Origin of the sequence: Qipengyuania huizhouensis (assembly GCF_019711635.1) — a bacterium.
In the GTDB taxonomy this organism is placed as follows: domain Bacteria; phylum Pseudomonadota; class Alphaproteobacteria; order Sphingomonadales; family Sphingomonadaceae; genus Qipengyuania; species Qipengyuania huizhouensis.
Genome location: NZ_JAIGNT010000002.1, coordinates 203,532 through 225,864 on the forward strand (window position 1 = coordinate 203,532; position 22,333 = coordinate 225,864).

Below are 22,333 nucleotides of genomic sequence, written 5' to 3' on the forward strand. Positions count from 1 at the left end.
TTCTCTCCTCTCTCTCCTTGGGCGGCCCCGCCCAACCATGTTCCTCCTGCGAACATAGCCTACCACAGGGCCGGGACTTTCGAAGTTCCGGCCCCTTTTTTCGGTTTTGGCAGGTGTGTCCCGTGTGTAACATTTCCTAAACAATCTTGGTCTGGCGAGCGGGCATGGATTGTCTTTACGCAAATTCGGATTCACCATTTCTATGAGGAGAAGCCCTCTAAGGGCCTGAAAATGGGAGGGGAATTTGAAAAAAATTTGCCAAATCAATCGCTTCTTCACGCGTCCGGCTCTGCTGGCCGGTAGCGCGCTGACCCTGACCGCCGTTCCCGTAGCGGCACAGGAGGTCGAGCAAGCCGAAGACGACAGCCAGGTCATCATCGTTACCGCAACGAAGCGCGACCAGGCGATCCAGGACGTTCCCTTCTCGATCAACGCCCAGACGCAGGAAGACATCCAGAAGTCCGGTGCAGCGACGCTTGAGGACCTTAGCCGCAATGTCGCGGGCCTGTCGGTCCAGAACCTCGGACCGGGGCAAAGCCAGGTTTCGGTACGCGGCGTTTCCGCCGGTCAGGTTGTACGCGATCAGCCGGGCGTGAAGGAACAGGTCGGCGTCTATCTCGACGAATCCGTCATCTCGCTCTCGCTTTTCACGCCCGATCTCGACCTTTTCGATCTCAACCGCGTCGAAACGCTGCGCGGTCCGCAGGGCACGCTGTTCGGTTCGGGCAGCGTCGGCGGGACGATCCGCTACATCACCAACCAGCCGGTCATCGGCGTTGCGGAAGGGCAGGTCGAAGGTAACGTCAACCTCGTCGATGGCGATGATCTCGGCTGGCATCTCAAGGGAGCAGTCAACATACCGTTCGGCGACAAGGCGGCCATGCGCGCAGTCGGCTATTACACGCGCTACGGCGGCTTCATCAATGCGATCGGCCCGGCAGGCGGCGAGGATGTGAACGATGGCGAGCGTTACGGCGGCCGTCTCGCTTTCCGCGTCGATACCGGCGACGGGTTCAGCCTGACCCCGCGACTGATCTATCAGAAGGTCAGCGCCAACGGCTTCAACCGGCAGGAGATCTACAATCTCTACGCCAATCCCTACCAGACCAATCCGACTACTTTCGATGAACGCGAACAGTATCTGAAACTGCGCGAGGCTTTCGAAGACGAAACGCTGATCGTCGACCTCGTGGCGGAGGCCGACCTTGGCGCGGTCGTACTGACTTCGGTGAGTTCCTATACCGATCGCGCCATCCTGGTGAGCCGCGATGGGAGCGCCCTGACCGGTTCCGTTTCGGTCGATCTCGGCTATCCGGATGAAGGAATCGCGCTTCCCGCGAACCTGCGCGACACGACCGATGTTTCGGCCATAACGCAAGAAGTGCGCCTGGCTTCGGATACAGGCGGGCCGTTCGAATGGGTGGTTGGAGGCTTCTATTCCCAAACCGACCGCTTTTATCGTCAACGCCTGCCCACGCCGGGCTATGCGGCGGTGACTGACGACACTCTGGGCGACGGAACTTCGGAAGCAGTTTCCAACGGGTTCCCGAACCTCGATTCTCCCTACAATGCCGACCTGCCCTACGATCTCGAGCAGATCGCAGTGTTCGGGGAAGGCACCTATGCGCTGACCGACAAATTCGATGTGACGGTGGGCGCGCGCTATTATGACTATAAGGAAGAGCGCGAATTCAATTCCGGCGGTCTCTTCGCCAATGGCGATAATGCTTTCGACCGAACCGCATCGGACGGGATCAGCCCCCGCCTGCTGCTGAGCTACGACGTGTCGGAATCGGTCACGGTGAATGCACAGGCCTCGAAGGGCTTCCGCCTCGGCGGGGTTAACGATCCGCTCAACATCACATTGTGTTCGCCGGAGGATGAAGCGCTGTTCGGAAGTTTTCAGACCTATGAGGATGAAACGCTTTGGAACTACGAGGTCGGTGCGAAGGCAACCGGTCGCGGATTCTATGCGAATGTCGCGGGCTTCTATAACGATATCAGCGATCTGCAGGTCACGCTCGACGCAGGAAGCTGCTCTTCCCGCGTGGTCTTCAACGTGCCCGAGGCCCACACCATGGGCCTCGAGGCGGAACTGGGCATCGAGCCTGTTCCCGGCCTTGATCTCGTCCTTTCAGGAAGCTGGATCGAAGCCGAATTCGACAGCACCATCAGCGACGATGCTGCGCTTGTAGCCGCAACCGGTATTCGCGAAGGCAATCGCCTGGCTTCGGTGCCGAAGCTGCAGTTTACCGCTTCGGGCAGTTACGAATGGCCCGTAAGCGATAGCGCCGATGCCTATTTCTCTGGCTCATGGAGCCACGTCGGTAACCGCTATACGCAGCCAGCCGACCAGGAAAACAACCCGCGCACCTTCGTGCACGGGCTACCCTATCTGGGCGCGCCGGCGGATGCCTCGACCACAGTCGACCTGTTGTTGCCGAGCTATGACATCGTGAACCTGAACGCAGGGATCGATTTCGTCTCCGGGCTCTCGCTCATCGTCTATGTGAACAATGTGCTGGACGAGAACGCATTGCTCAGCTTCGACCGCGAACGCGGCGGTCGTGCGAGGCTCGCCTATCGCACCAACACGCCGAGGACCTTCGGGCTGACTGTCCGCCAGAGCTGGTAATACCTGTTTCCTTGGGGGAGGGCCGGGGCCGGTGGCGCAAGCTTCCGGCCCCTTTTTCATTGACTGACGAGATCAGTCCACGCGGATCGCTGTCAAGCCAGAGCCTGCTTTACGAAATCGGCGCAGCGTTCGCCGATCATGATGCTGGGCGCGTTGGTGTTGCCCGATACGAGCCGCGGCATGATCGAAGCGTCGGCAATCCACAGCCCGTCCACGCCGCGGGCCTTCAGCTTCGGATCGACCACGTCGCTCTCGTCCGCGCCCATGCGGCAGGTGCCGACGGGGTGATAAACCGTATCCGCGCGGCTGCGGATCAGTTCGTCGAGCTGCGCATCGTCGTCGAGGTCGACCAGATAGCGGTCCTGCGGATCATAGGCCTGCAGCGCGGGGGAAGCCACGATGCGGTGCGACAGGCGCACGCCTTCGCGCAAGGTCGCCAGATCCCGCTCGTCATCGAGGAAGTTCGGATCGATGCGCGGTGCATCTTCGGCATTCCGGCTCGCCAGCCTCACCGTGCCGCGGCTTTCCGGACGCAGCACGCAGGCATGGAGCGAGAAGCCGTGGCCCTTGACCTTGGTGCGCCCGTGATCTTCCAGCATTGCGGGGACGAAGTGCCATTGGACGTCCGGTGCGGGCGCATCGGGCATGACCTTCCAGAATCCCCCGGCCTCGGCATAGGGGGTGGTCATGATGCCGGTGCGCTTACGCCGATGTTCGATGATCGCCTTGGCCATCCGGACATTGCCCGCCAGGCTTGAACCGATGAAATCCTTGCTCTCGGTCTGCCAGCTCGAAACATAATCGATATGGTCCTGCAGGTCCGAACCGACTGCAGGCTTGTCGACCACGACATCGATGCCGTGTTCCTTCAGATGCGCGCCGGGACCGATGCCCGACAGCATCAGGATCTGGGGCGAATTGAAGGCGCCCGCCGACAGCACCACGCCGCCTCGGGCCCTGACGGTCCGCGTCCGCTTGCCCGCCGAATAGGTGACCCCGGTGACGCGGCCATCCTCGATTTCGAGCTTCTGCACCGTCACGCCGATGCGGACGTCGAGGTTCTTCGACCCGCGTTGCGGTTCGACATAGGCGCGCGCAGCGGACCAGCGTTCGCCGTCCTTCTGCGTCACCTGGTAGAGGCCGAAACCTTCCTGCTTCCCGCCGTTGAAATCGGCATTGCGCGGAAGCTGGAGTTCGGCAGCCGCTTCGACGAAAGCATGGCTGCCGGGGTTCGCCCATTTCTGGTCGCTCACCCACAGCGGACCATCGTCGCCGTGATAGGCGTCTTCGCCGCGGACATTGTGTTCGGCACGTTTGAAATAGGGCAGGACATCGTCAAACCCCCAGCCGGTACAGCCGAGCGCGGCCCAATTGTCGTAATCCCACTTGTTGCCGCGGATGTAGATCATCGCGTTGATGGCCGATGATCCGCCCAGGCCCTTGCCGCGCGGCTGGTACCCGGCGCGCCCGTTCAGCCCTTTTTGCGGCACCGTTTCATACATGTAATTGGCCGCGGGATTGGGGATGGCCAGCATTCCCGGCATCGTGATCCGCATGCCATTGTTGCGGCCTCCCGCCTCCAGCAGGCACACGCTTTTCCCCGCTTCCGCCAGCCTGCCGGCCACGGCGCTGCCCCCGCTGCCGCCGCCGACAACGACAATATCAAACTCGTCCATGTATTCTCCTCTCGATTCGAGAGGTTAGGCAGGCTCTGCGTCGCCTGCAATCGGGTTTTGAGATGCAACCGGTTCTTGGGGCGCGACATGACCCTGCCGCTCCAGCCATGCGGCCCGGATCTGGTCGCTCGTCTCGCGGCTGCCGTCATGCGTCCAGCCGGGTTCGCGGATGAGGTAGGACAGCTTGTGCTTCCACGGTGCGTGCCACATGTCCTGCGCGATGCCGATCCATTCGTGGAACACGGCCCACAGCAGGTTGAAGCTGCCGAGCTGCTTGACGATGCCATAACGGATCTTCTCGTCGTCCCTCTCCGGCTCGAAAGTGCCGAACATTTTGTCCCACACGATGAAGACACCGGCATAGTTGCGGTCGAGATAGCGCGGGTTGGTGGCGTGGTGGACGCGGTGGTGGCTGGGCGTGTTCATCACCGCTTCGAACCAGCGCGGCATGCGGCCGATCGCCTCGGTATGGATCCAGAACTGGTAGATGAGGTTAAAGCCGCCGCAGATCGCGATCATCGCCGGGTGGAAACCGAGCAGCACCAGCGGCAGCGCAAACAGGAAACCCAGCGTCAGGAATCCGGTCCAGGTCTGCCGCAGCGCGGTCGAGAGGTTGTAATGCTGGCTCGAATGGTGGTTCACATGGCTGGCCCAGAACCAGCGCACGCGGTGGCCGAAACGGTGGACCCAGTAGTATTTGAGATCGTCGAGCACGAAGCAGGCGATCCATGCCCACCATGCCCAGCCGATGTCGAACAGCCGGAATTCCCACAGGAAGAGGTAGAGCGCGAAGAACAGTCCGCCGAACAGCAGGCCCGAAACCGTGCTGCCGAGTCCGAAGGCCAGGCTGGTGAGCGTGTCCTTCGGTTCATAGGCATGGCGGTTCCGGCGCCAGGCCCAGATCATCTCGATCAGGACCAGCGCCACGAAACCGGGCACGGCATATTGGGTGGGCGAAAAATCGGGCATCGTCGCGCTACTTTATAGCCTCGATCCGCTTAACCCAAGCTTGTGGTTCGGCAATGCGCAGGGCCGCGCCGCCATAACGCCGCTCCGCTGTGTCGACGACGAGCGTGTTGCTCTCGATCCGTGCAGTGGCTGCCGGGGTCAGGATGCGGGCGGCGAAATGCGTTCCGTGCGGCCTCAGCAGCATGATGCGTCCCCCGGCATCGCGCAGTAGCGCGGCACGGCCTTCCGCATCGAGCGCCAGATCCTTTGCCTCGAAACCGTCGGCTGCTTCCGCGGCTGCGCGGCGCGCCTCGTCTTCGCTGTTGAGCCTGCGTTCGGGCCCGAGCTTGAGCCACCAGGCCACGCCCGCGAGCAGCAGGATTGCCGCCAGCGAGCCGAGGAACTGGAGCAGCTGGTCCTGCACTCAATCGCCGGATTGCTGGCTCAGCATCTCCAGCGTCGACCGGACCGGAGAGATGTCGTAGCCCGCCGCCTGCGCCTGCTGCGCGATCGTTTCCACATCGCGGCCGGCCTTGGCCTGTGTCATCGCCCATAGCAGCGTCGAGCGCGTACCGGTGCGGCAAAAGGCCAGCACCTTGCCCTCGGCACTGCCGATGGCCGCGGCCATGGCATCGACTTGCGGCAGGCTGAAACCGGCAGAGCCGACGGGTATCGCAGTATAGTCGATCCCTGCCTGCCGGGCCGCCTCTTCGATCTCGCGGCCTTCAGGCTGGCCAGATTCTTCGCCATCGGGCCGATTGTTGACGATCAGCGTCACGCCTTCCGCCTTGGCGCACTCGACGTCGCCCGGTTGGATCTGGCCGGAGGCGAGCAGCATGTCTGATATCGGTTTGAACTGGGTCATCGATCAGGCTCCTTGGCTGGCGGTTTTTGCCGAACGCCGACCGCGCTGGATTATGTTGAGGATTTCGACGCCGACCGAAAAACCCATGGCTGCGTAGATATAGCCCTTGGGTACATGGAAGCCGAAACCGTCGGCGATCAACACGAGGCCGATCATCACGAGGAAGGCGAGCGCCAGCATGACCAGCGTCGGGTTCTTCTCGATGAAGCGGGCGAGCGGATCTGCGGCGACCATCATGATCCCCACGGTAATCACGACGGCGATGACCATGATCGGGATGTGGTCGGTCATGCCGACTGCCGTAAGGATGGAATCGACCGAGAAGACGAGATCGATGGCGACGATCTGCGCGATCACCGTGCCGAAGGTGGCCTTGACTGCTGCGGCCGCGCCCGGGGTCTTGTCGAGCAGGTCGCCCGAATTGTCTTCCGGTTCCATCGAATGATGGATTTCCTTGGTGGCCTTCCACAACAGGAACAGGCCGCCTGCCAGCAGGATCAGGTCGCGGCCCGAAAAGGCGGTCTCGAACGTAGGCTGCCCGTAAGGTCCGGGGCTTCCTTTGATGCCGAGATCGAAGAGCGGGGTCTGGAGAGTGACCAGCCAGCCGATCAGCATCAGCATGCCGATGCGCATGACGAGCGCGAGCGCCAGCCCGATTCTACGGGCGCGTTGCTGCTGGTGCTCGGGCAGCTTGTTCGACAGGATCGCGATGAAGATGAGGTTATCGACGCCAAGGACGACCTCGAGCGCGATCAGGGTGAGCAAGGCCAGCCATGCGGCAGGGTCGGAAAAAAGTGCGATGAGATCCATGGCGGCAACCGATGCCCAAGGGATCGATTTCTTGCAAGCGAAACGATGGCCGATTTCGCCATGCGAAAATGTCACATTTGTGCGCCACAAGAAGTCAGAGCGCTAAATCATTCGCATGATGCGTTCTTTCGCGCTATGCATTGGGGTGATGTGGGAGGATATTCCGAAGGAATTCCCTCCCCGCCTGCGTCTGGCACGCCTTGCAGCCTGCGTGTCGGCGCGAAGATTACGCGGCTGCGCGACAAGGTATTTTACGACTTATGGGTTACGATAGAGGGCGGCGCCGCGGACGGGACAAGCGGGACAATATCGGAGAGGACAGCTACGACCCGTTCGGTGGTCCTCCGGGCGGTTTCGACCATGGCAGCGGCGATCGCGGCGGATTCGGCGGTGGTGACCGCGGCGGATTCGGTGGCGGCGACCGTGGTGGCTTCGGCGGCGGTGGAAATCGCGGCGGCTTCGGCGGCGGCCCGCGTGGCGGCGGCGGTGGTGGCGGTAGCCGGATGCCGGCGCAGGTCGTCGGAACCGGCAAGGGCACGGTCAAGTTCTTCAATACGCAAAAGGGCTTCGGCTTCATCCAGCAGGAAACCGGCGGCGAAGACATCTTCGTCCACATCAGCGCCGTCGAGCGCGCCGGCCTCGAAGGCCTGGCCGAAGGACAGGAACTCGAGTTCAACCTCGTCGATCGTGGTGGCAAGGTCTCTGCACAGGATCTGCAGATCGTCGGCGACATCATCGAAGTCGAACAGAAAAGCGAAGCTCCGCGCCGCGAACTCACTGGCGACAAGGCGACCGGTACGGTCAAGTTCTTCAATTCGATGAAGGGCTTCGGCTTCCTCACGCGCGACGATGGCCAGCCCGATGCATTCGTGCACATCAGCGCGGTGGAGCGTTCGGGCCTTTCGCAGATCAACGAAGGCGAACGTTACGAGTTCGACCTCGAGGTCGACCGACGCGGCAAATATTCCGCGGTCAACCTGGTTCCTGCTTCCGAATAGGACGCCGACCAGTCCCTCGCATCGCGTTTGACCAAGCGCGCGCAAGGGAATAGATCGCTGGCAAACACGCAGATGGCGGCTCCCGTTCCGGGGCCGCCATTTGTCTTTGACCTCTTGAGGAGAGCGTAGAGAAATGTCGATTAGCCCGCTGATGCCCGTCTATCCCCGCTGCGGCGTGCGCCCCGTGAAGGGCGATCACTGCCACCTGATCGACGAGGACGGCACACGTTATCTCGACTTCGCCAGCGGTATCGCGGTCAACCTGCTCGGTCACAGCCACTCCGGCCTGATCGGCGCGATCCAGCGCCAGGCCGAAACGCTGATGCACGTCTCCAACCTCTATGGCAGCCCGCAGGGCGAGGCGCTGGCGCAGCAGCTGGTGGACAAGACTTTTGCCGATACGGTGTTCTTCACCAATTCGGGCGCGGAGGCGGTGGAGTGCGCGATCAAGACGGCGCGCGCCTATCACCAGCATGACGACGGCGATTCGAACAGGACCGAACTGATCACCTTCACCAACGCCTTTCACGGCCGGACGATGGCGACCATCAGTGCCTCGAACCAGGAGAAGATGCACAAGGGTTTCATGCCCCTGCTCGCCGGGTTCCAATACGCCGAATTCGACAATCTGGAGAGCGCGAAAGCCCTGGTCAGCGACAAGACCGCAGGCTTCCTTGTCGAACCGATCCAGGGCGAGGGCGGCATCCGCCCCGCTTCGGACGAATTCATCCACGGCCTCAAGGCCATCTGTGACGAGCACGACCTCATGCTTGTGTTCGACGAAGTCCAGTGCGGTGTCGCGCGTACCGGCAAGCTCTATGCCTATGAGCATTACGGAATCGCACCTGACATCATGGCCAGCGCCAAGGGCATCGGTGGCGGCTTCCCGCTCGGCGCATGCCTTGCCACCGAAAAGGCGGCACGCGGCATGGGCTTCGGCACGCATGGTTCCACCTATGGCGGCAACCCGCTCGCCATGGCTGCCGGGAAAGCTGTGATGGATGCCGTCGCCAATGACGAATTCCTTGCGGAAGTCACCGCCAAGGGCGAACGCCTGCGCAGCCGCCTCGAACAGTTCATCGGCAATTATCCCGAACTGTTCGATTTCGTGCGCGGCAAGGGTCTGATGCTGGGTATTCGCATGAAGGTCGAAAGCCGGCCCTTTTTCGTCCATCTGCGTGACAATCACCAGCTGCTTACCGTGGCGGCGGGCGACCAGACCCTGCGCGTGCTGCCGCCGCTGGTGGCGGACGATGCGGAGTTCGACGAATTCTTCGACAAGCTTTCCGCCGGTGCGGCTAGCTTCGATCCGGCAGCAAGCTGATGACCGGCGGCGACGCAATGGACCTCGCTGCCGCGGCGAGAAACTTTCTCGACCTGTCGGATGCCGGCGGGGATGCGATCGCCGCCATGCTTGCCGATGCGCAGGACCGCAAGGCCGCGCGAAGAGGGTGGCCAAAGGGCAGGCCCGACGCGGACGCGCCGCTTGCGGGCCATGTGCTCGGCATGATCTTCGAGAAAAACTCGACCCGAACGCGGGTCAGCTTCGATATCGGCATGCGTCAGCTCGGCGGATCGGCGCTGATCCTCGATTCGGGCACCAGCCAGCTGGGGCGCGGGGAAAGCATCGCCGATACCGCGCGGGTGCTCAGCCGGATGGTCGATGCGATCATGATCCGGACCGACGATCACGCCAAGGCCGAAGAACTGGCGCATCATGCGCATGTGCCGGTGATCAACGGGCTGACCGATCGTTCGCATCCGTGCCAGATCGTCGCCGATCTGCTGACGATGGTCGAACACGGCAAGGCGCTGCCCGGTCTCGAACTCGCATGGCTGGGCGACGGCAACAATGTGCTGCACTCGATCCTCGAGGCCGCAGGTATCTTCAAGTTCAATGTCCGCATCGGCGTGCCGCAGGGTTACGAGCCCGATTCAGAATTCGTCGAACTGGCGCGCAAGAGCGGGTCACAGGTTACACTGACGCAGGACGCCGCCGAAGCCGCACGCGGCGCGGACATCGTGGTCACCGATACCTGGGTTTCGATGGGCCAGGACCACGTTCACAACAAGCTTGCGGCGATGGCGCCTTTCCAGGTCGGCGGCGAGTTGATGGGCCTTGCCCGGCCCGATGCGAAATTCCTCCATTGCCTGCCTGCCCATGTCGGCGACGAGGTGACCGAGGAGGTTTTCGAGGGTCCGCAATCGGTGGTCTTCGACGAAGCGGAGAATCGCATTCACGCGCAGAAATCGATCCTGCTGTGGTGTTTCGGGAAGATCGGCGGCTAGGCTCCACCCTGTTCAATCTGCGTCGGCGTTCCCATATGCGCGCGCATGACGCAGACCGACCCCGCCGCCGTAGAGACCTTTTCGGGCCGCACGCTCGCCTTCACCATTCCCTCGCGCGACACGCGCGGACGGATTGTGAGGCTCGATCGCGCGCTCGACGAAATCCTTGCGACGCACGATTATCCTGCGCCGATCACGCACTTGCTCGCCGAAGCGCTGGTGCTGGCCGCGCTGATGGGCTCGCTCCTCAAGGATGACGGATCGCAGGTCACCATGCAGGCCCAGACCGAGGCCGGCGCGGTGAACCTGCTGGTCTGCGATTACAAGGGCGGCGAGCTGCGCGGCTATGTGGATTTCGACCATTCACGCCTGGCGGAGCTCGGGGCCAATCCCTCGCTCTTCGCGCTGTTCGGCAAGGGCTATCTTGCCATCACTTTCGATGTCGCAAAGGGCAAGGGGCGGTATCAGGGTATCGTCCCGCTCGAGGGCGAGACCCTGGCGGAGGCCTGCGAAGCCTACTTCTTCCAATCGGAACAGGTGCCGACGCTGATCCGCACAGCGGTAAGGTCGGGTGGGGGCAAATGCAGCGCGGCGGGCATGCTGGTCCAGCACCTGCCTGACGGCGAGGAAGGCCGCGAGCGGTTGCACGCCCGTCTCGACCACCCGGAATGGGAGCATGTCGCCATCCTTGCGGGATCGGTGAAGCACGAGGAATTGCTCGATTCCGCCCTGTCGCTGGAAGCTATCGTCTGGCGCCTCTTTCACGAGGAGCAGGAGGTGCGGATCGAGCGCGGCGCTGCGATCGAGCGCGGCTGCCGCTGCTCGATCGAACATTATCAGGATGTCTTGTCCAAGTTTCCAGAAGAAGACCGCAAGGAAATGCGCGATGATGAGGGAAAGATCGTGGTAGATTGCGCGTTCTGTTCGAAGAAGTTCCCTATCGAAGCGTAGATAGTCTGTGCCAAACAATTCATCGCTGTTATAGAACGGTTCATCGCTGCAATTTAGAATGAGCGCTAATCCTCTCGCCGTTTTGGTGTGCTAAGAAACGAGAAGTGAAACTCATGTCGAATCGTAAAATCGCCTGGATCGGTGCCGCCATTGCGGCAGTTCCTGCGGCCCTTCTGGGGGGCGCAGCGCTGGCACAATCTTCTCTCGCCATGCTCGATACGCTCGATCGTGGGGGCTGGGAGCTGCGCTATCGTGACGGCACCACGCCGCGCAATATCTGCGTGCGGAGCGGGCGCGAGTTCATCCAGCTTCGCCATAGCGAAAGTGGCTGCAATCGCTTCGTCGTCGAGGATGGCGATAGCGAGGTTACGGTCCAGTATACCTGCCGCGGCAATGGCTATGGCCGGACGCATATCCGCAAGGAAGGCAGCAAGCTCGTCCAGATCGACAGCCAGGGGATCGTCGACGGACGGCCCTTCCAGTTTTCGGCCGAGGCACGTCACACAGGCAGCTGCCGATAGTCTTGCGAGCTACGGCACCAGCACCTAGCTGCCCCGCATGACGCATATATCCCACGATCATTCCGGTCCTGCAGTCGTGCTGCTTTCGGGCGGACTCGATTCCATGGTGACCGCCGCGCTCGCGCGCGAGCGCGGCTTCGAAGTACACGCGCTCACCATCGATTACGGGCAGCGCCATGTTCGCGAGCTCCAGTCAGCCCGCGCGATTGCGGAAAAGCTTGGCATCGAACGCCATGTCGAATTGCCGCTGGACCTGCGCCAGTTCGGCGGTTCGGCGCTGACTGCGGATATCGACGTGCCCAAAGGCGGGGTGGGGGAGGATATTCCCGTCACTTACGTCCCGGCGCGAAATCTCGTGTTTCTCGCACTGACGACCGCCTTTGCCGAGACTTCGCATTCGCGCGACATCTTCATCGGTGTGAATGCGCTGGACTATTCCGGCTACCCCGATTGCCGCCCCGAATTCATTGCCAGTTTCGCCGAAACCGCGCGGCTGGGCACGAAACAGGGTGTTGGCGGCGAACCTTTCACGATCCACGCCCCGCTACAGCACATGAGCAAGGCCGACATCGCGCGAGAATGCGATCGCCTGGGCCTGGACCCCGCGTGGAGCTGGTCCTGCTACGATCCCACGCCCGAGGGTCTCGCCTGCGGCGCCTGCGATTCCTGTCGACTACGTCGAAAGGGGTTTGACGAGGCGGGACTTGTCGATACCACTGTCTATTCCAAGGACGCACCTGCCCTGCCGGAGTAGAAATTTGACCCAACCGACTTCCGCCGCCCCTCACCAGATCCCAGCCGAGGAAGGGGCGCAGGGCAAAGTCCCGGCATATAGCTGGTATGCCCTCGGCATTCTGGTCATTATTTATGTCCTGAATTTCGTCGACCGGAACATCATCTCGATCCTCGCCGAGGACATCAAGGCGGATCTCGGCCTGCGCGATGACCAGATCGGCTTTCTCTACGGCACGGCTTTCGGGGTTTTCTACGCGCTGTTCGGCATTCCGCTCGGTAAGCTGGCAGACAGCTGGCACCGGGTCAGGCTGATGACGGCGGGGCTCGCCATCTGGTCCGCCTTCACCGCGCTTTCCGGCTTTGCCAAGAATTTCACCATGCTCAGCGTCGCGCGTATCGGCGTGGGCGTCGGCGAGGCTACGGCCAGCCCGAGCGCCTATTCGCTGATCTCGGACTGGTTTCCGAAGAAGATGCGCGCGACCGCTCTCGCGATCTACTCTTCCGGGCTTTATATCGGTGGCGGCGTATCGCTGCTGATCGGCGGGGCGATCGTCGAGAACTGGAACGAAGCCTTCCCCACCGATGCTCCGCTCGGGCTCGCCGGATGGCAGGCCGCCTTCATCATCGTGGGCCTTCCGGGGCTGCTCCTCGCGCTACTCGTCTTCACCTTGCGCGAACCCGTCCGCGGCCAGAGTGACGGGATCATCACACCGCCGCCGAAAGATCCGTTCCGCGGGTTCTTCCACGAACTCATCGCCGTAATCCCGCCCTTCACCCTGATCGGGGCCGCAAGGGGCGGCGCACGCGGCATCGCAGTCAACCTCGCGGGGGCGCTGGTTATCGGCGGCATCGCTTATCTCATGGCCGACTTTACCGGCAATGCGCAGCAATGGGGCGCTGTCGGAATCGGATATTACGCCATCTTCTCATGGGCCTCGACCCTCAAGCGCCGCGACGAGCCTACCTTCACACTGATCTGGGGGACTCCGGCCTTCCTCACGACGATCCTGGGATACGGCATGGTCGCTTTCATGTCCTATGCCGCATCCTTCTGGGCGGCTCCCTATGCAATCCGGATCCTCGAGGAAGCTCCCTCCACGGCAGGCTGGTGGATCGGCGGACCGGGCGCGCTGGGCGGCTTCCTCGGCGTGATCATGGGTGGCCGCGCGGCCGACTGGTTGCGCGAGCGTATGCCGACGGGCCGCCTGTTCGTGGTCGCGTTCGGTCTCACTGCCGCAGCCCCCTTCCTCTTCATCATGTTCACCACGCTCGACCCCACGATCTTCTACATCGCGGCTTTCCTGCAATCGCTTTTCGGAAGTTCGGCCCTCGGTGCGGCAGCAGCGACCTCCCAGGACCTGGTCCTGCCCCGCATGCGAGGAACCGCCACCGCGACCTTCTTCCTCGCCACTACTCTCGTGGGCCTTGCCCTTGGACCCTATATGGCCGGACAGGTCTCCACGATGACGGGCAGTCTCTCGACCGGCGGCCTCAGCCTGCTGATTGCCGTGCCGATCGGGCTGGTACTGCTGTTCGTCGCCTACCGGACTGTGCCGACGGCGGAGCGGACCTTGCTGGATCGGGCTCGCGCCGCGGGTGAAGAAATCTGACGGGTCGCGTCAGCTTGCCCTGAGAACGCCGCAGGCCACGCGCGAACCGGCATCGCCTGCCGGATCGGTGCGGTAGTCATCGGGTCCTGCATGGATGACGATGGCAGTTCCATCGGCATCGAACAGGTAGTCGCGATAGGCAGGGGTGTCCGGCCCGATATCGATTTCGAAACTGCCGGTGCGCGAGGCGCCGACTACGAGGTTCGGCATGTCGCCGAGATGCTGGCCTTCCGGATTGAGCGAGCCGTGCTCGCGGCCTAGCGGATTGAGGTGACCGCCCGCGCTTGTGAAATCGGGGGCGTCGCAGCGACCGGTGGTGTGGAGATGGAAGCCGTGTTCCCCTGGCTCCAGCCCCGTTGCTGCCATTGCAAGCGACAGGGTCTGCCCATTCGACAGCAATTGCGCAGTTCCGACGGGCACGCCGTTGGCCCGGTTCATTTGTGCCTGGCCGATACGATCGGAGGGCAGGCTCTCGAGTGTCGAACAACCTGTCAGGGCGAGTGAAGCAAGCGAGGCGGCGAGGATCATGCGCATAATTCTTGTCCCGTTTCGTTAGTCCTGCCCCACCAACGAAAAAGGGGCCGGATTGCTCCGGCCCCTTCTCGGTGTTTCTACTCTTTCGAGCGGATTACATGCCCGAACCCGGACCGTAGGTGACTTCCACCCGGCGGTTCTGGAGTTCGCGGACGCCGTCGGCGGTCGGAACGCGGAGCTGCGTTTCACCGAAGGCTTCGCTCGAGATACGACCACCGGGGACACCGCGTGAGGTGAGGTAGTCGCGGACCGACGAGTTACGACGTTCGGCGAGGCCCATGTTGTACTGCGCCGAACCCGAGGTGTCGGTGTGACCGGCGAGCATGACCGAAGCCGTGCCGCAGTTGGCGTAAGCCGAGACTGCGTTGTCGAGGATGGTCGCTGCTTCCGGCGTGATGTCCGATTCGTCCCAGTTGAAGAAGACGATGTACGGGCCCTGCTCGCAAACCGGAGCCGGCGGAGGCGGCGGAGGCGGCGGCGGGGGCGGCGGAGGCGGCGGAGGCGGAGGCGGCGGAGGCGGAGCGACCGCAGCAGGCGCGCCAAAGTTATAGGTCAGCGTACCCATCAGCGAGTGGGTGCGCCAGCTGTCTTCACGCTCGTCACCGAAGCTGTCGACCAGGCGAACATCTTCGGCAGTGAACATGCGATAACGCAGGCCAACGTCGAGATTGTCGGTCAGCGGAGCGCGAACACCGGCGATGAGCTGCCAAGCCAGATCGCTCGACGAATCGTCGATGAACTGGGTTTGACTTACGCCACCGTCGAGGCTGGTACGTGCAACGCCGATACCACCACCGGCATAACCCTGCAGACCGTCATCGGGTCCGAAGTCGAACATGCCGTTCAGCATGAATGCGAGCGAGTTGGTCGAACCGTCGGCATCGAACGAGCCGACGCTGCCGAGCTGAATGGTGTCGTGATCGGCTTCGCGATAGCTGACTTCTGCTTCCAGACGGAAAGCGCCGAAATCGTAGCCGACATAGCCGCCGCCATCGAATCCGTATTCGTAATCGATGCCGATAGCCGGTGCTCCGGCGCTGTCATCGGTTGCGGTCAGATCCATATCTTCGGCAAGCATCGGGCCGAATTCGCCACCGATGTACCACGAGTTGTCTCTTGCGAGGGCAGGCGATGCTATGGCCGTAGAGGCCATCGCCAATCCTATGACTAGTTTCCGCATTATTTATTTCCCCTTTTTGCGAATTGGAGCCACCGAGTGAAGCTTATCTATCTTTGCCTCATCCCAGTGGCAAGCGGGCATTGGTTGGGAACTGTTGCAAGAATGTCGCAATTCCCTACTGATTTCAGAGATATCCGGGTTGAACTTCCCTCCAGATAACGTGGGGCAAACGCAGCGGGTATGCGCTGGTTCCCGGGCGTTCAGGAAAACATGCCAAAATTTTTCAAAGCGATAATCAGTTCGGAAATTGCGGCGCGCGCCTGTTCGTCGGCATTTGTGCCACCCGAAGGATCTGCGGGAGCGATCAGCCGCTCCCAGCCGTCCGAATAGCGCACGAAGGTTCCGGAAGATATGTCGCGGATCATCATCCCCGCCGTAGGCGCCACGAAAGTCCATTGCTGACCGTCCCAGCTGGCTATCATTCCGTCCATGCCGAGGAATTCACCGGCCCCGCTCTCGGCGACGAGGTAGGCCGCCCCGGACACCGGTTCAGTTCCCCACACGGGTTTCTCCGGTTGGTGTGAAGGCGTTTGCTCACCTCTGAATTCGCGTTAAGTAAAGGCCATGCGGATCGGCGTGGCTTTCTTGACGGTGGCTCTATTGCAAGGATGCGCCGGGCAGGTCGAAGCTCCTCCTCAGGATTGCGAAGTTGCCAGGGCGCAGTTCGACGATTGCTATGACCGTTATTCCTCGTCAGGAAGCAATGAGGAGTTCGAAGCCATGTGGTATGCGTGCGTTCCACACTCCGAACCGATGATCATTGAAGGCTCCTGGGCCACGGACTTCGAATGGAACGCGTTTTTTGAAGGACGCGAACCTACTCCTGAGGAAGCATTCCCGGACTATCTTCCGCCGAACCTCGCGTTCAAGAAGGGGGTGGAAGCGCCGCCGGGTTCAAAAACGCATGCGCGTCTCTGGGCACTCAAGTTCGTAGGGCGCAAAGAAACCTGTCGCCTGTTCCCCGAAATCCCGTCGACATTCTTCGTTGAGAAGATATTCGAGAAAAAGTTGATCTGGGAAGTCGAAGGCTATCCTTCCTATTCGTTCGAATAGTCACCGTTCAAACCAACGACACCCGCGGCTCCGCCTTCTTCCCCAGCATCAGCTCCGCAAGCGCCAACACCAGCGCATCGGTCCGGGGCGACGGGTCGAGGTCAGGCGACAAACCCGCATCGTCGGCCCGGGCTTGACCCGGGCCAGTGCTGCTCTTCCGCTCCTGAACCACCCCCTCCTTGCCCGCTGCACAGAGCGTGCTAACCTGCGGAAATGGTCATCAAGTCGGTCAATATCATCGCCTTCGGACTGCTCTTGATCGGTTGCGTCCTGATGCTGGCTTTTCTTCCGGGCGTATTGAACAGGTTCGAGCGTGAACCCGAAGATCTGTATCTGGTTTTATGCTGGGTGGCGCTGTTGTTCGGGATCGCTGCGCTTTGCTTCTGGAATGCGCGGTGTGGACCTTCTATTGACCAAGGGTGGTCGATCCAGTTCGGCGCCAATTTAGTCGTGTTCTTTGCTCTGGGCGGTATGTTGATCGCGACATATGACCCGTCTGGTACCATGATTGCGTCCATCGCATTGGCAGGGCCGCTCGCTTGGTTGGCAGCGTGGACTTTCCAAAGGAAGCACCGGCCCCGGATCAGGTCCGGGGCGACGAGGAAATAGACTGCCTCCCCATTTCGTCGGTCCGGGCTTGACCCGGACCAGTGCAGTTCTTCTCACAACTGCCACACCCGCGGCTTCGCCTTCTTCACCAGCATCAGCTCGCTCAGCGCCCACACCAGCGCATCGGCCCTGTCCGGCGACCGCCCCGGCCCCTCGTAACCGCCGCCCGTCATCAACCCGCACAGCTGGTCCTCCAGCGCGGCGAACAGGCCTGCGTGCTTTACCCGTCCCGCTTCGTAGAGCGCGGCGACGGGCTCGGCGCGCGCCACCTTGCCCCGGCTGGCGTGGACCAGTTTGAGCGGCAGCGCGATGTCGGCGGCGCGCAGTACGCTTTCGACCATTGCGCCGCCCTGGTTGGCCTCGGCCACCACGCGGTCGGCGTTCCAGGCGTGGGCAGTCTGCGCCACGGCGCGGGCCCATGTCTCGGGCGTGGCGCTTTCCACGGTGCAATCGGCGCGCACATAGGCCGCGCCGTCCGCACCGAGCATGGCGACCACGATCCCGCAGGCATCCCCGGTGGCGCTGGTAGGCGGATCGACCGCGACCACCACGCGCCGGGCAGGGGGTATCGCCCCCTCGTGGCGGCAGCGGTCGAGCAGCGTGCGGCTCCACAGCGCACCTTCGACCGCGTCGACCATCTCGCCGTCGAGTTCCTGCCGCCCGAAGGCGCTGGCTTCGAACTGTTCGATCATGGCGGCGAAATATTCGGCGGGCAGCACCTCGCGGTTGTCGAGCGTGCGGCCCGTGGCCAGCGCCACCTTGCCCGCCTCCGCTTCGGCCATGATCTTGCGCATCAGTTCGGTGCGGCGCGGGGTGGTGGTGGCGAGCACGCGCGGGCCGTCCCCCAGCCGCATGGTCAGCTGCAGATTGTTCCACGCGGCCATGGCGCGCTGGCTGGAATTGTCCCATTTGGCGATCTCGTCGCACCATGCATGGCTGTGCTGCGGCCCGCGCAGCATCTCGGGCTCGCCTGCCGAATAGAGCCAGGCGATCGCGCCGTTTTCCCACGTCAGCCGGCGCAGCGAAGGTTCGTACACCGGGGCCAGCGCGCCGGGTGCGGCGGCCAGCACGCCGCTGTCGCCCTCGACCATCACGTTGCGCACCTCGGCCAGGTTCGCCCCGACCAGCGCGATTCGCGCCTTGCCGTCGGCCCGGGCCACGCCGCGCACCCATTCGGCGCCCGCACGGGTCTTGCCGAAGCCGCGCCCGGCGCAGATCAGCCATGTCCGCCAGGGGTTCTTCCGGTTCTCGGGCGGGGGAAGCTGCGCATCGCGGGCCCAGCCTTCCCAGTAATAGCTGCCCAGCGCGGCCAGCTCGTGCGGGGCGAGCTGGCGGGCCAGTTCCTCGCGCTCGGCATCCGCCTCGGGGCCGGGGCGCCGCAGCCAGCTTCCGCGAGAGGGGACTCGCGGTTCATGCGTCATGGCGACCTGCCGCCTTCTTCGCCTGCGCCGATCTGGCCTGCCGCGCCTTGCGGACCGCCGCATCGCTTTGTTTCGCATGGGCGCGCATGGCATCGATCTTGGCATTGATCGCGGCGATGGTGGTGACCTCTTCGGCCAGCCTGCGCCGCGCCTTTTCGCGGGCGACATTCTCGCGGTGCGCGGTCAGGCAGCGCAGCGCGGTGGCGGTGTCGAATTTCTGCCTGTCCGCGCTCTCGCCGCTGCGCAGGCTGTGGAGCAGCTCCATCTCCAGATTGTCGTAGCCTTCCGCCAGCGCGGCATACCACCGGCGCGCGAAATCGGGATCCTCGCGGCGCAGGCGGTACACCCGGCCCAGACCGACCTCGGCCGCCTCGGCTGCCGCCGCGACATTGGAAGTTCGCGCCAGCTCCTCGAGGAACCGGGTGAGCCGGGCGGCCTGTCGCAGGGCGCGCGGTCCGGCCTTTCTCTTGCGGCGATCATCGACCGGCTGGATCTTCTCCCACGCCTTGCGGAAGGGCACGTTCCGGCGGCGGAGGTGATAGGGGGTGGAACTTGCCACGCCCACCTCGCGCGCCGCGGCGCGGACGCCCATTCCGGCGCGCAGGGCGGCGAGGAAGGGTTCGGCCCATGCGGGGGTTTCGTCCTTGTCCTTGCGCCGGTCCTTCCTGTTCATGTCCTCTGCTCCTTCTGCTGGCGACGGCGGGCACGAAAAAGGGCGGCGGCCCGACCCCCTGAAGGGTCAGGCCCCGCCCGTTCGTGATGCACTATCGCGATGTTCCTTATTTGTGCCAGAACAGCGTGACGATGTCAATCAAAAAGTGCCAAATAGGTTAACGTGTAAGCGGGTCCTACGCGCCTGCGCGCAGCCGGTCCCGAAATCCGCGCCGCCCGACGAAAAGCGCCCGGTCTGACACCTCCCATACAGCTTGTGGCGCGCACTTGCGGCGAAAATCTTCCCTCTCATTCCGGAATGCACCTCGCATGGAAACCCGCACGATTCTCGCCTACATAATCATTGCCATAATAGCCGTGGGCATCGGCATCATGATCGCCGCCCTGCGCCGTAAGCGCAGGGAAAGGCACCGCAGGCGAAGCCGCTGGTGGTGAGCGGCAAAAAGGGGCTTTCCCCCGCCACCGCGCTCGCCTAACCCCGCGCCCATCGGGACGCGAGGATACCCCCTGACATGATCATGAAGCCGCTGCGCGGGCTCTACGAATGGACGATGGAGAAGAGCTCGCACCCGCACGCCATCTGGTGGCTGGCGTTCTTCAGCTTCGTCGAATCCTCCTTCTTCCCGATCCCGCCGCACCCGCTGCTGGGGCTGATGTGCCTGGCCGAGCCGAAGAAGGCGGTGAAGTTCGCCGCGGTCTGCACCGCCGCCTCGGTCGCGGGCGGATTGCTCGGCTATGCGATCGGCTGGGGTCTCTACGACACGATCGGCGTGTGGCTGATCGGTGCGCTCGGCCTGACCGAGGCCTTCCCCGTCGCCGCCTGCCATTTGCGCGAATATGATTTCGAGGCGATCCTGATTGCGGGCGCCACTCCGGTGCCTTTCAAGCTGCTGACGATCACCGCCGGCTTCATCGGCATGAACCTCGCCACCTTCGTGCTTTCCAGCATCGTGGGCCGCTCGCTGATCTTCATGACGGTGGGAATCCTGTTCCGCGTGTTCGGCGCCCCGATCAAGCGCTTCATCGACAACTATCTCGGAACAGTGACGACCGTCTTCGTGCTGCTGGTGGTTGGCGGCGTGCTGGTCCTCACCCAGCTCGGCGGAGAGGACGAGGAGGGCGGGGTGTGTGCAAATCCCCCGCCGATAGAGGCGCGCTAGGCCAGCTTGGCCACGCCTTCGGCAACGATCCCGACCCCGATCGCGATCACCATTACGGCGAACCCGATCTCGAGCGTCCGCTTGCGCCCCGCCAGCCGCTTGCCCGCCATCCGGCCGAGTAGTGTGCCCGCGATTCCGCCTGCCAGCATCCAGCCGATCAGCACCCAGTCGACGAGGCCCGACAGCGCATAGGACGCCGCCGTAGTCGCGCCCAGCGCTGTGACCACCAGCAGCGAACTGCCGATGGCGAGCGAGATAGGCATGGCGGTCGCAAAGACGAGGCCGGGCACGATCAGGAACCCGCCGCCGATCCCGAAGAAGCCCGCCATCAGCCCCACGCCGAGGCCGGTTGGAATGATCCGGCCGAGCAGGGGGCGCGCGGTTTCGCGGGTCATGCGGACATCGGGGTTCTCGCCGCCGGTGCGCTTTCGCAGCATCAGTGCACCCACCACCACCATCAGCAGGCCGAACAGCGCCAGCAGCTTATCCCCGTCGAAGGCCTTGCCCGCCTCCGCGCCCAGCGCCGCGCCGATGACGCCCGCCAGCGCGAAGGAGGCCGCGCAGGCCCAGCGCACGTTTCCGGCGCGGGCATGCCCGGCAAGGCCGGTCGCCGCATTGAGCGCCACTGCCACTGCCGCCGTCCCGATGGCCATGTGCGGCTGGCCCACGCCGACGAAATAGACCAGCAGTGGCACGGCCAGGATTGACCCGCCGCCGCCCACCAGCGCCAGCACGAAGCCGATCAGCGCGCCCGATAGCAGCGCGGGCAGGACGAATTCGGGGAAGGGCATGGCCCGATCAGGCTGCCGAGCGGTTCCAGGGCATCAGCGCCAGCAGGTTCGCCATGCCGCACCAGCCTGTCACCCCGGCGAAGGTCAGCCCTGCGCCGACGAAGGCAGACAGGCCGAACCATGCAGGCGCTACCGTGAAGCCCAGCACCACGCCCGCCAGCACCAGCAGGCCGGCGGTAATCTGCACCTGCCGCATGATTTCCAGCGGAGCGGACCGGTCCTCTTCAACCGGCAGGCCCGCCGCGCGCCAGGCATCGAGCCCGCCTTCGAGGCAGAAGGCCTCGCCTTCGCGCAATGCGGCCAGCTTTGCCGAATTGGCGCTGGTGCGCATGCCCGAACGGCACAGGAAGACGACCGGCGCTTCGCCGGTGACGGGGCCGAGCGTATCCAGCGGATGGCTCTCAGCGCCCCTGGCGTGCGAGCGGGCGAATTCGTCCGCGCCGCGAATGTCGATCAGCCGTGCGCCGCGGCGTACCAGCTCGCTGGCATTGACGGGGGAAATGGTCGGCAGGCTCATGTTTCGGGTTCCTCGCAATAGAGATGATGGAGCGTGGCCAGCAGCGTTTCGCAGCGCGGATCGGCGATCCGGTACCACAGCGACTGGGCCTCGCGCCGGAAAGCCACCAGATCTTCCGCCCGCAACTTCGCCAGATGCTGCGACAGCGCCGACTGGCCGAGGCCGACCTCTTCGGCGAGTTCGCCCACGCGCATCTCGCCATGTTCGGCCAGCTTGCACATGATCATCAGCCGCCGCGTATTGCCGAGTGCTTTGAGCAGCTCGGCCACCGTGCCGGCATTGGCCTCGAACGTGGCGAGGTCCATCGGGGGGAAGATAGATGTCTTTTCCATTAGCTCTTGCTAAATAAGGTACAGCT

24 protein-coding genes are annotated in these 22,333 nt (G+C 63.3%); 11 read left to right on the forward strand and 13 right to left on the reverse strand.

Going from position 1 to position 22,333, the window contains the following annotated elements:
• Nucleotides 1-253 precede the first annotated feature (253 nt).
• The gene (locus K3180_RS03485; protein ID WP_425594515.1) at nt 254-2,635 is read left to right on the forward strand and encodes a TonB-dependent receptor; all 2,382 of its coding nucleotides are present in this window, start codon (nt 254-256) and stop codon (nt 2,633-2,635) included.
• Between the two features lie 92 nt (nt 2,636-2,727).
• On the opposite strand, the gene K3180_RS03490 is transcribed toward K3180_RS03485, so the two are convergent.
• From K3180_RS03490 to K3180_RS03510, 5 genes are read right to left on the reverse strand one after another with little or no spacing between them, the layout of a single operon-like run.
• Nucleotides 2,728-4,311 (reverse strand): GMC family oxidoreductase, encoded by a 1,584-nt coding sequence (locus tag K3180_RS03490; RefSeq protein WP_221538280.1) that lies wholly within the window; start codon nt 4,309-4,311, stop codon nt 2,728-2,730.
• 24 nt (nt 4,312-4,335) lie between these two features.
• Nucleotides 4,336-5,280, reverse strand: coding sequence for a sterol desaturase family protein (locus K3180_RS03495; RefSeq protein ID WP_221538281.1), 945 nt, complete (start codon nt 5,278-5,280; stop codon nt 4,336-4,338).
• Between the two features lie 7 nt (nt 5,281-5,287).
• Nucleotides 5,288-5,683 carry a hypothetical protein gene (locus K3180_RS03500; protein ID WP_221538282.1) on the reverse strand — a complete coding sequence of 132 codons (396 nt, stop codon included), beginning with the start codon at nt 5,681-5,683 and terminating at the stop codon, nt 5,288-5,290.
• Nucleotides 5,684-6,124, reverse strand: a complete 441-nt coding sequence (locus tag K3180_RS03505) for a protein tyrosine phosphatase family protein (protein ID WP_221538283.1) — start codon at nt 6,122-6,124, stop codon at nt 5,684-5,686.
• A 3-nt stretch (nt 6,125-6,127) separates the two neighbouring features.
• Nucleotides 6,128-6,934: a TerC family protein gene (locus tag K3180_RS03510; protein ID WP_221538284.1), complete on the reverse strand. Its 807-nt coding sequence runs from the start codon at nt 6,932-6,934 to the stop codon at nt 6,128-6,130.
• A gap of 260 nt (nt 6,935-7,194) precedes the next feature.
• On the opposite strand from K3180_RS03510, the gene K3180_RS12945 reads away from it, so the two are divergent.
• From K3180_RS12945 to K3180_RS03545, 7 genes are all read left to right on the forward strand, one after another.
• Nucleotides 7,195-7,932 (forward strand): cold-shock protein, encoded by a 738-nt coding sequence (locus K3180_RS12945; RefSeq protein ID WP_221538285.1) that lies wholly within the window; start codon nt 7,195-7,197, stop codon nt 7,930-7,932.
• 133 nt (nt 7,933-8,065) lie between these two features.
• Nucleotides 8,066-9,256 carry an aspartate aminotransferase family protein gene (locus tag K3180_RS03520; protein WP_221538286.1) on the forward strand — a complete coding sequence of 397 codons (1,191 nt, stop codon included), beginning with the start codon at nt 8,066-8,068 and terminating at the stop codon, nt 9,254-9,256.
• Complete coding sequence (argF, locus tag K3180_RS03525) at nt 9,256-10,221, forward strand: ornithine carbamoyltransferase (protein WP_221538287.1); 966 nt, start codon at nt 9,256-9,258, stop codon at nt 10,219-10,221. Before K3180_RS03520 ends, argF begins: the two co-directional genes overlap by 1 nt.
• A gap of 45 nt (nt 10,222-10,266) precedes the next feature.
• Nucleotides 10,267-11,172, forward strand: a complete 906-nt coding sequence (hslO, locus tag K3180_RS03530; RefSeq protein ID WP_221538288.1) for an Hsp33 family molecular chaperone HslO — start codon at nt 10,267-10,269, stop codon at nt 11,170-11,172.
• Nucleotides 11,173-11,285: 113 nt separating this feature from the next.
• Nucleotides 11,286-11,693, forward strand: a complete 408-nt coding sequence (locus tag K3180_RS03535; RefSeq protein ID WP_247710271.1) for a hypothetical protein — start codon at nt 11,286-11,288, stop codon at nt 11,691-11,693.
• Between the two features lie 37 nt (nt 11,694-11,730).
• A complete protein-coding gene (queC, locus tag K3180_RS03540; protein WP_221538290.1) occupies nt 11,731-12,447 on the forward strand; it encodes a 7-cyano-7-deazaguanine synthase QueC in 717 nt (238 codons plus the stop codon).
• A gap of 4 nt (nt 12,448-12,451) precedes the next feature.
• Complete coding sequence (locus tag K3180_RS03545; RefSeq protein ID WP_221538291.1) at nt 12,452-14,038, forward strand: spinster family MFS transporter; 1,587 nt, start codon at nt 12,452-12,454, stop codon at nt 14,036-14,038.
• A gap of 9 nt (nt 14,039-14,047) precedes the next feature.
• Here the strand turns inward: K3180_RS03545 and K3180_RS03550 are convergent, their stop codons facing one another.
• The 3 genes from K3180_RS03550 to K3180_RS03560 form a co-directional block, all read right to left on the reverse strand.
• Nucleotides 14,048-14,566 (reverse strand): superoxide dismutase family protein, encoded by a 519-nt coding sequence (locus K3180_RS03550; RefSeq protein WP_247710272.1) that lies wholly within the window; start codon nt 14,564-14,566, stop codon nt 14,048-14,050.
• A gap of 100 nt (nt 14,567-14,666) precedes the next feature.
• Complete coding sequence (locus K3180_RS03555; protein WP_221538293.1) at nt 14,667-15,752, reverse strand: OmpA family protein; 1,086 nt, start codon at nt 15,750-15,752, stop codon at nt 14,667-14,669.
• Between the two features lie 200 nt (nt 15,753-15,952).
• On the reverse strand, nt 15,953-16,255 hold the full coding sequence (locus tag K3180_RS03560) for a DUF2793 domain-containing protein (protein ID WP_221538294.1): 303 nt from the start codon (nt 16,253-16,255) through the stop codon (nt 15,953-15,955).
• 61 nt (nt 16,256-16,316) lie between these two features.
• On the opposite strand from K3180_RS03560, the gene K3180_RS03565 reads away from it, so the two are divergent.
• Nucleotides 16,317-16,805: a hypothetical protein gene (locus K3180_RS03565; protein ID WP_221538295.1), complete on the forward strand. Its 489-nt coding sequence runs from the start codon at nt 16,317-16,319 to the stop codon at nt 16,803-16,805.
• A gap of 213 nt (nt 16,806-17,018) precedes the next feature.
• Nucleotides 17,019-17,414 carry a hypothetical protein gene (locus K3180_RS03570; protein WP_221538296.1) on the forward strand — a complete coding sequence of 132 codons (396 nt, stop codon included), beginning with the start codon at nt 17,019-17,021 and terminating at the stop codon, nt 17,412-17,414.
• Between the two features lie 53 nt (nt 17,415-17,467).
• Here K3180_RS03570 and K3180_RS03575 read toward each other — a convergent pair whose 3' ends face one another.
• Complete coding sequence (locus K3180_RS03575; protein WP_221538297.1) at nt 17,468-18,835, reverse strand: DNA-packaging protein; 1,368 nt, start codon at nt 18,833-18,835, stop codon at nt 17,468-17,470.
• Nucleotides 18,825-19,508 (reverse strand): hypothetical protein, encoded by a 684-nt coding sequence (locus K3180_RS03580; RefSeq protein ID WP_221538298.1) that lies wholly within the window; start codon nt 19,506-19,508, stop codon nt 18,825-18,827. Before K3180_RS03580 ends, K3180_RS03575 begins: the two co-directional genes overlap by 11 nt.
• A 511-nt stretch (nt 19,509-20,019) precedes the next feature.
• On the opposite strand from K3180_RS03580, the gene K3180_RS03585 reads away from it, so the two are divergent.
• Entirely contained in the window at nt 20,020-20,667 is a 648-nt protein-coding gene (locus K3180_RS03585; RefSeq protein WP_221538299.1) for a YqaA family protein, read from the forward strand.
• On the opposite strand, the gene K3180_RS03590 is transcribed toward K3180_RS03585, so the two are convergent.
• Genes K3180_RS03590 through K3180_RS03600 form a run of 3 tightly spaced genes read right to left on the reverse strand, consistent with a single transcriptional unit; the run spans nt 20,664 to nt 22,307 of the window.
• Nucleotides 20,664-21,458: a sulfite exporter TauE/SafE family protein gene (locus K3180_RS03590; protein ID WP_221538300.1), complete on the reverse strand. Its 795-nt coding sequence runs from the start codon at nt 21,456-21,458 to the stop codon at nt 20,664-20,666. The two genes, K3180_RS03585 and K3180_RS03590, sit on opposite strands and share 4 nt — an antisense overlap.
• A 7-nt stretch (nt 21,459-21,465) precedes the next feature.
• Nucleotides 21,466-21,975: a rhodanese family protein gene (locus K3180_RS03595; RefSeq protein WP_221538301.1), complete on the reverse strand. Its 510-nt coding sequence runs from the start codon at nt 21,973-21,975 to the stop codon at nt 21,466-21,468.
• Nucleotides 21,972-22,307 (reverse strand): ArsR/SmtB family transcription factor, encoded by a 336-nt coding sequence (locus K3180_RS03600; RefSeq protein ID WP_221538302.1) that lies wholly within the window; start codon nt 22,305-22,307, stop codon nt 21,972-21,974. Before K3180_RS03600 ends, K3180_RS03595 begins: the two co-directional genes overlap by 4 nt.
• Nucleotides 22,308-22,333: the final 26 nt, after the last annotated feature.

Bases quoted from the DNA above. Each gene is read 5' to 3' on its own strand.
- K3180_RS03555 (WP_221538293.1), bottom strand. From the start codon at position 15,752: ATGCGGAAACTAGTCATAGGATTGGCGATGGCCTCTACGGCCATAGCA.
- K3180_RS03505 (WP_221538283.1), bottom strand. From the start codon at position 6,124: ATGACCCAGTTCAAACCGATATCAGACATGCTGCTCGCCTCCGGCCAG.
- K3180_RS03550 (WP_247710272.1), bottom strand. From the start codon at position 14,566: ATGATCCTCGCCGCCTCGCTTGCTTCACTCGCCCTGACAGGTTGTTCG.
- K3180_RS03570 (WP_221538296.1), top strand. From the start codon at position 17,019: ATGGTCATCAAGTCGGTCAATATCATCGCCTTCGGACTGCTCTTGATC.
- argF (WP_221538287.1), top strand. From the start codon at position 9,256: ATGACCGGCGGCGACGCAATGGACCTCGCTGCCGCGGCGAGAAACTTT.
- K3180_RS03510 (WP_221538284.1), bottom strand. From the start codon at position 6,934: ATGGATCTCATCGCACTTTTTTCCGACCCTGCCGCATGGCTGGCCTTG.
- K3180_RS03585 (WP_221538299.1), top strand. From the start codon at position 20,020: ATGATCATGAAGCCGCTGCGCGGGCTCTACGAATGGACGATGGAGAAG.
- K3180_RS03520 (WP_221538286.1), top strand. From the start codon at position 8,066: ATGTCGATTAGCCCGCTGATGCCCGTCTATCCCCGCTGCGGCGTGCGC.
- K3180_RS03590 (WP_221538300.1), bottom strand. From the start codon at position 21,458: ATGCCCTTCCCCGAATTCGTCCTGCCCGCGCTGCTATCGGGCGCGCTG.
- queC (WP_221538290.1), top strand. From the start codon at position 11,731: ATGACGCATATATCCCACGATCATTCCGGTCCTGCAGTCGTGCTGCTT.
- K3180_RS03600 (WP_221538302.1), bottom strand. From the start codon at position 22,307: ATGGAAAAGACATCTATCTTCCCCCCGATGGACCTCGCCACGTTCGAG.
- K3180_RS12945 (WP_221538285.1), top strand. From the start codon at position 7,195: ATGGGTTACGATAGAGGGCGGCGCCGCGGACGGGACAAGCGGGACAAT.
- K3180_RS03490 (WP_221538280.1), bottom strand. From the start codon at position 4,311: ATGGACGAGTTTGATATTGTCGTTGTCGGCGGCGGCAGCGGGGGCAGC.
- K3180_RS03595 (WP_221538301.1), bottom strand. From the start codon at position 21,975: ATGAGCCTGCCGACCATTTCCCCCGTCAATGCCAGCGAGCTGGTACGC.
- K3180_RS03580 (WP_221538298.1), bottom strand. From the start codon at position 19,508: ATGAACAGGAAGGACCGGCGCAAGGACAAGGACGAAACCCCCGCATGG.
- hslO (WP_221538288.1), top strand. From the start codon at position 10,267: ATGACGCAGACCGACCCCGCCGCCGTAGAGACCTTTTCGGGCCGCACG.
- K3180_RS03535 (WP_247710271.1), top strand. From the start codon at position 11,286: ATGTCGAATCGTAAAATCGCCTGGATCGGTGCCGCCATTGCGGCAGTT.
- K3180_RS03565 (WP_221538295.1), top strand. From the start codon at position 16,317: ATGCGGATCGGCGTGGCTTTCTTGACGGTGGCTCTATTGCAAGGATGC.
- K3180_RS03495 (WP_221538281.1), bottom strand. From the start codon at position 5,280: ATGCCCGATTTTTCGCCCACCCAATATGCCGTGCCCGGTTTCGTGGCG.
- K3180_RS03575 (WP_221538297.1), bottom strand. From the start codon at position 18,835: ATGACGCATGAACCGCGAGTCCCCTCTCGCGGAAGCTGGCTGCGGCGC.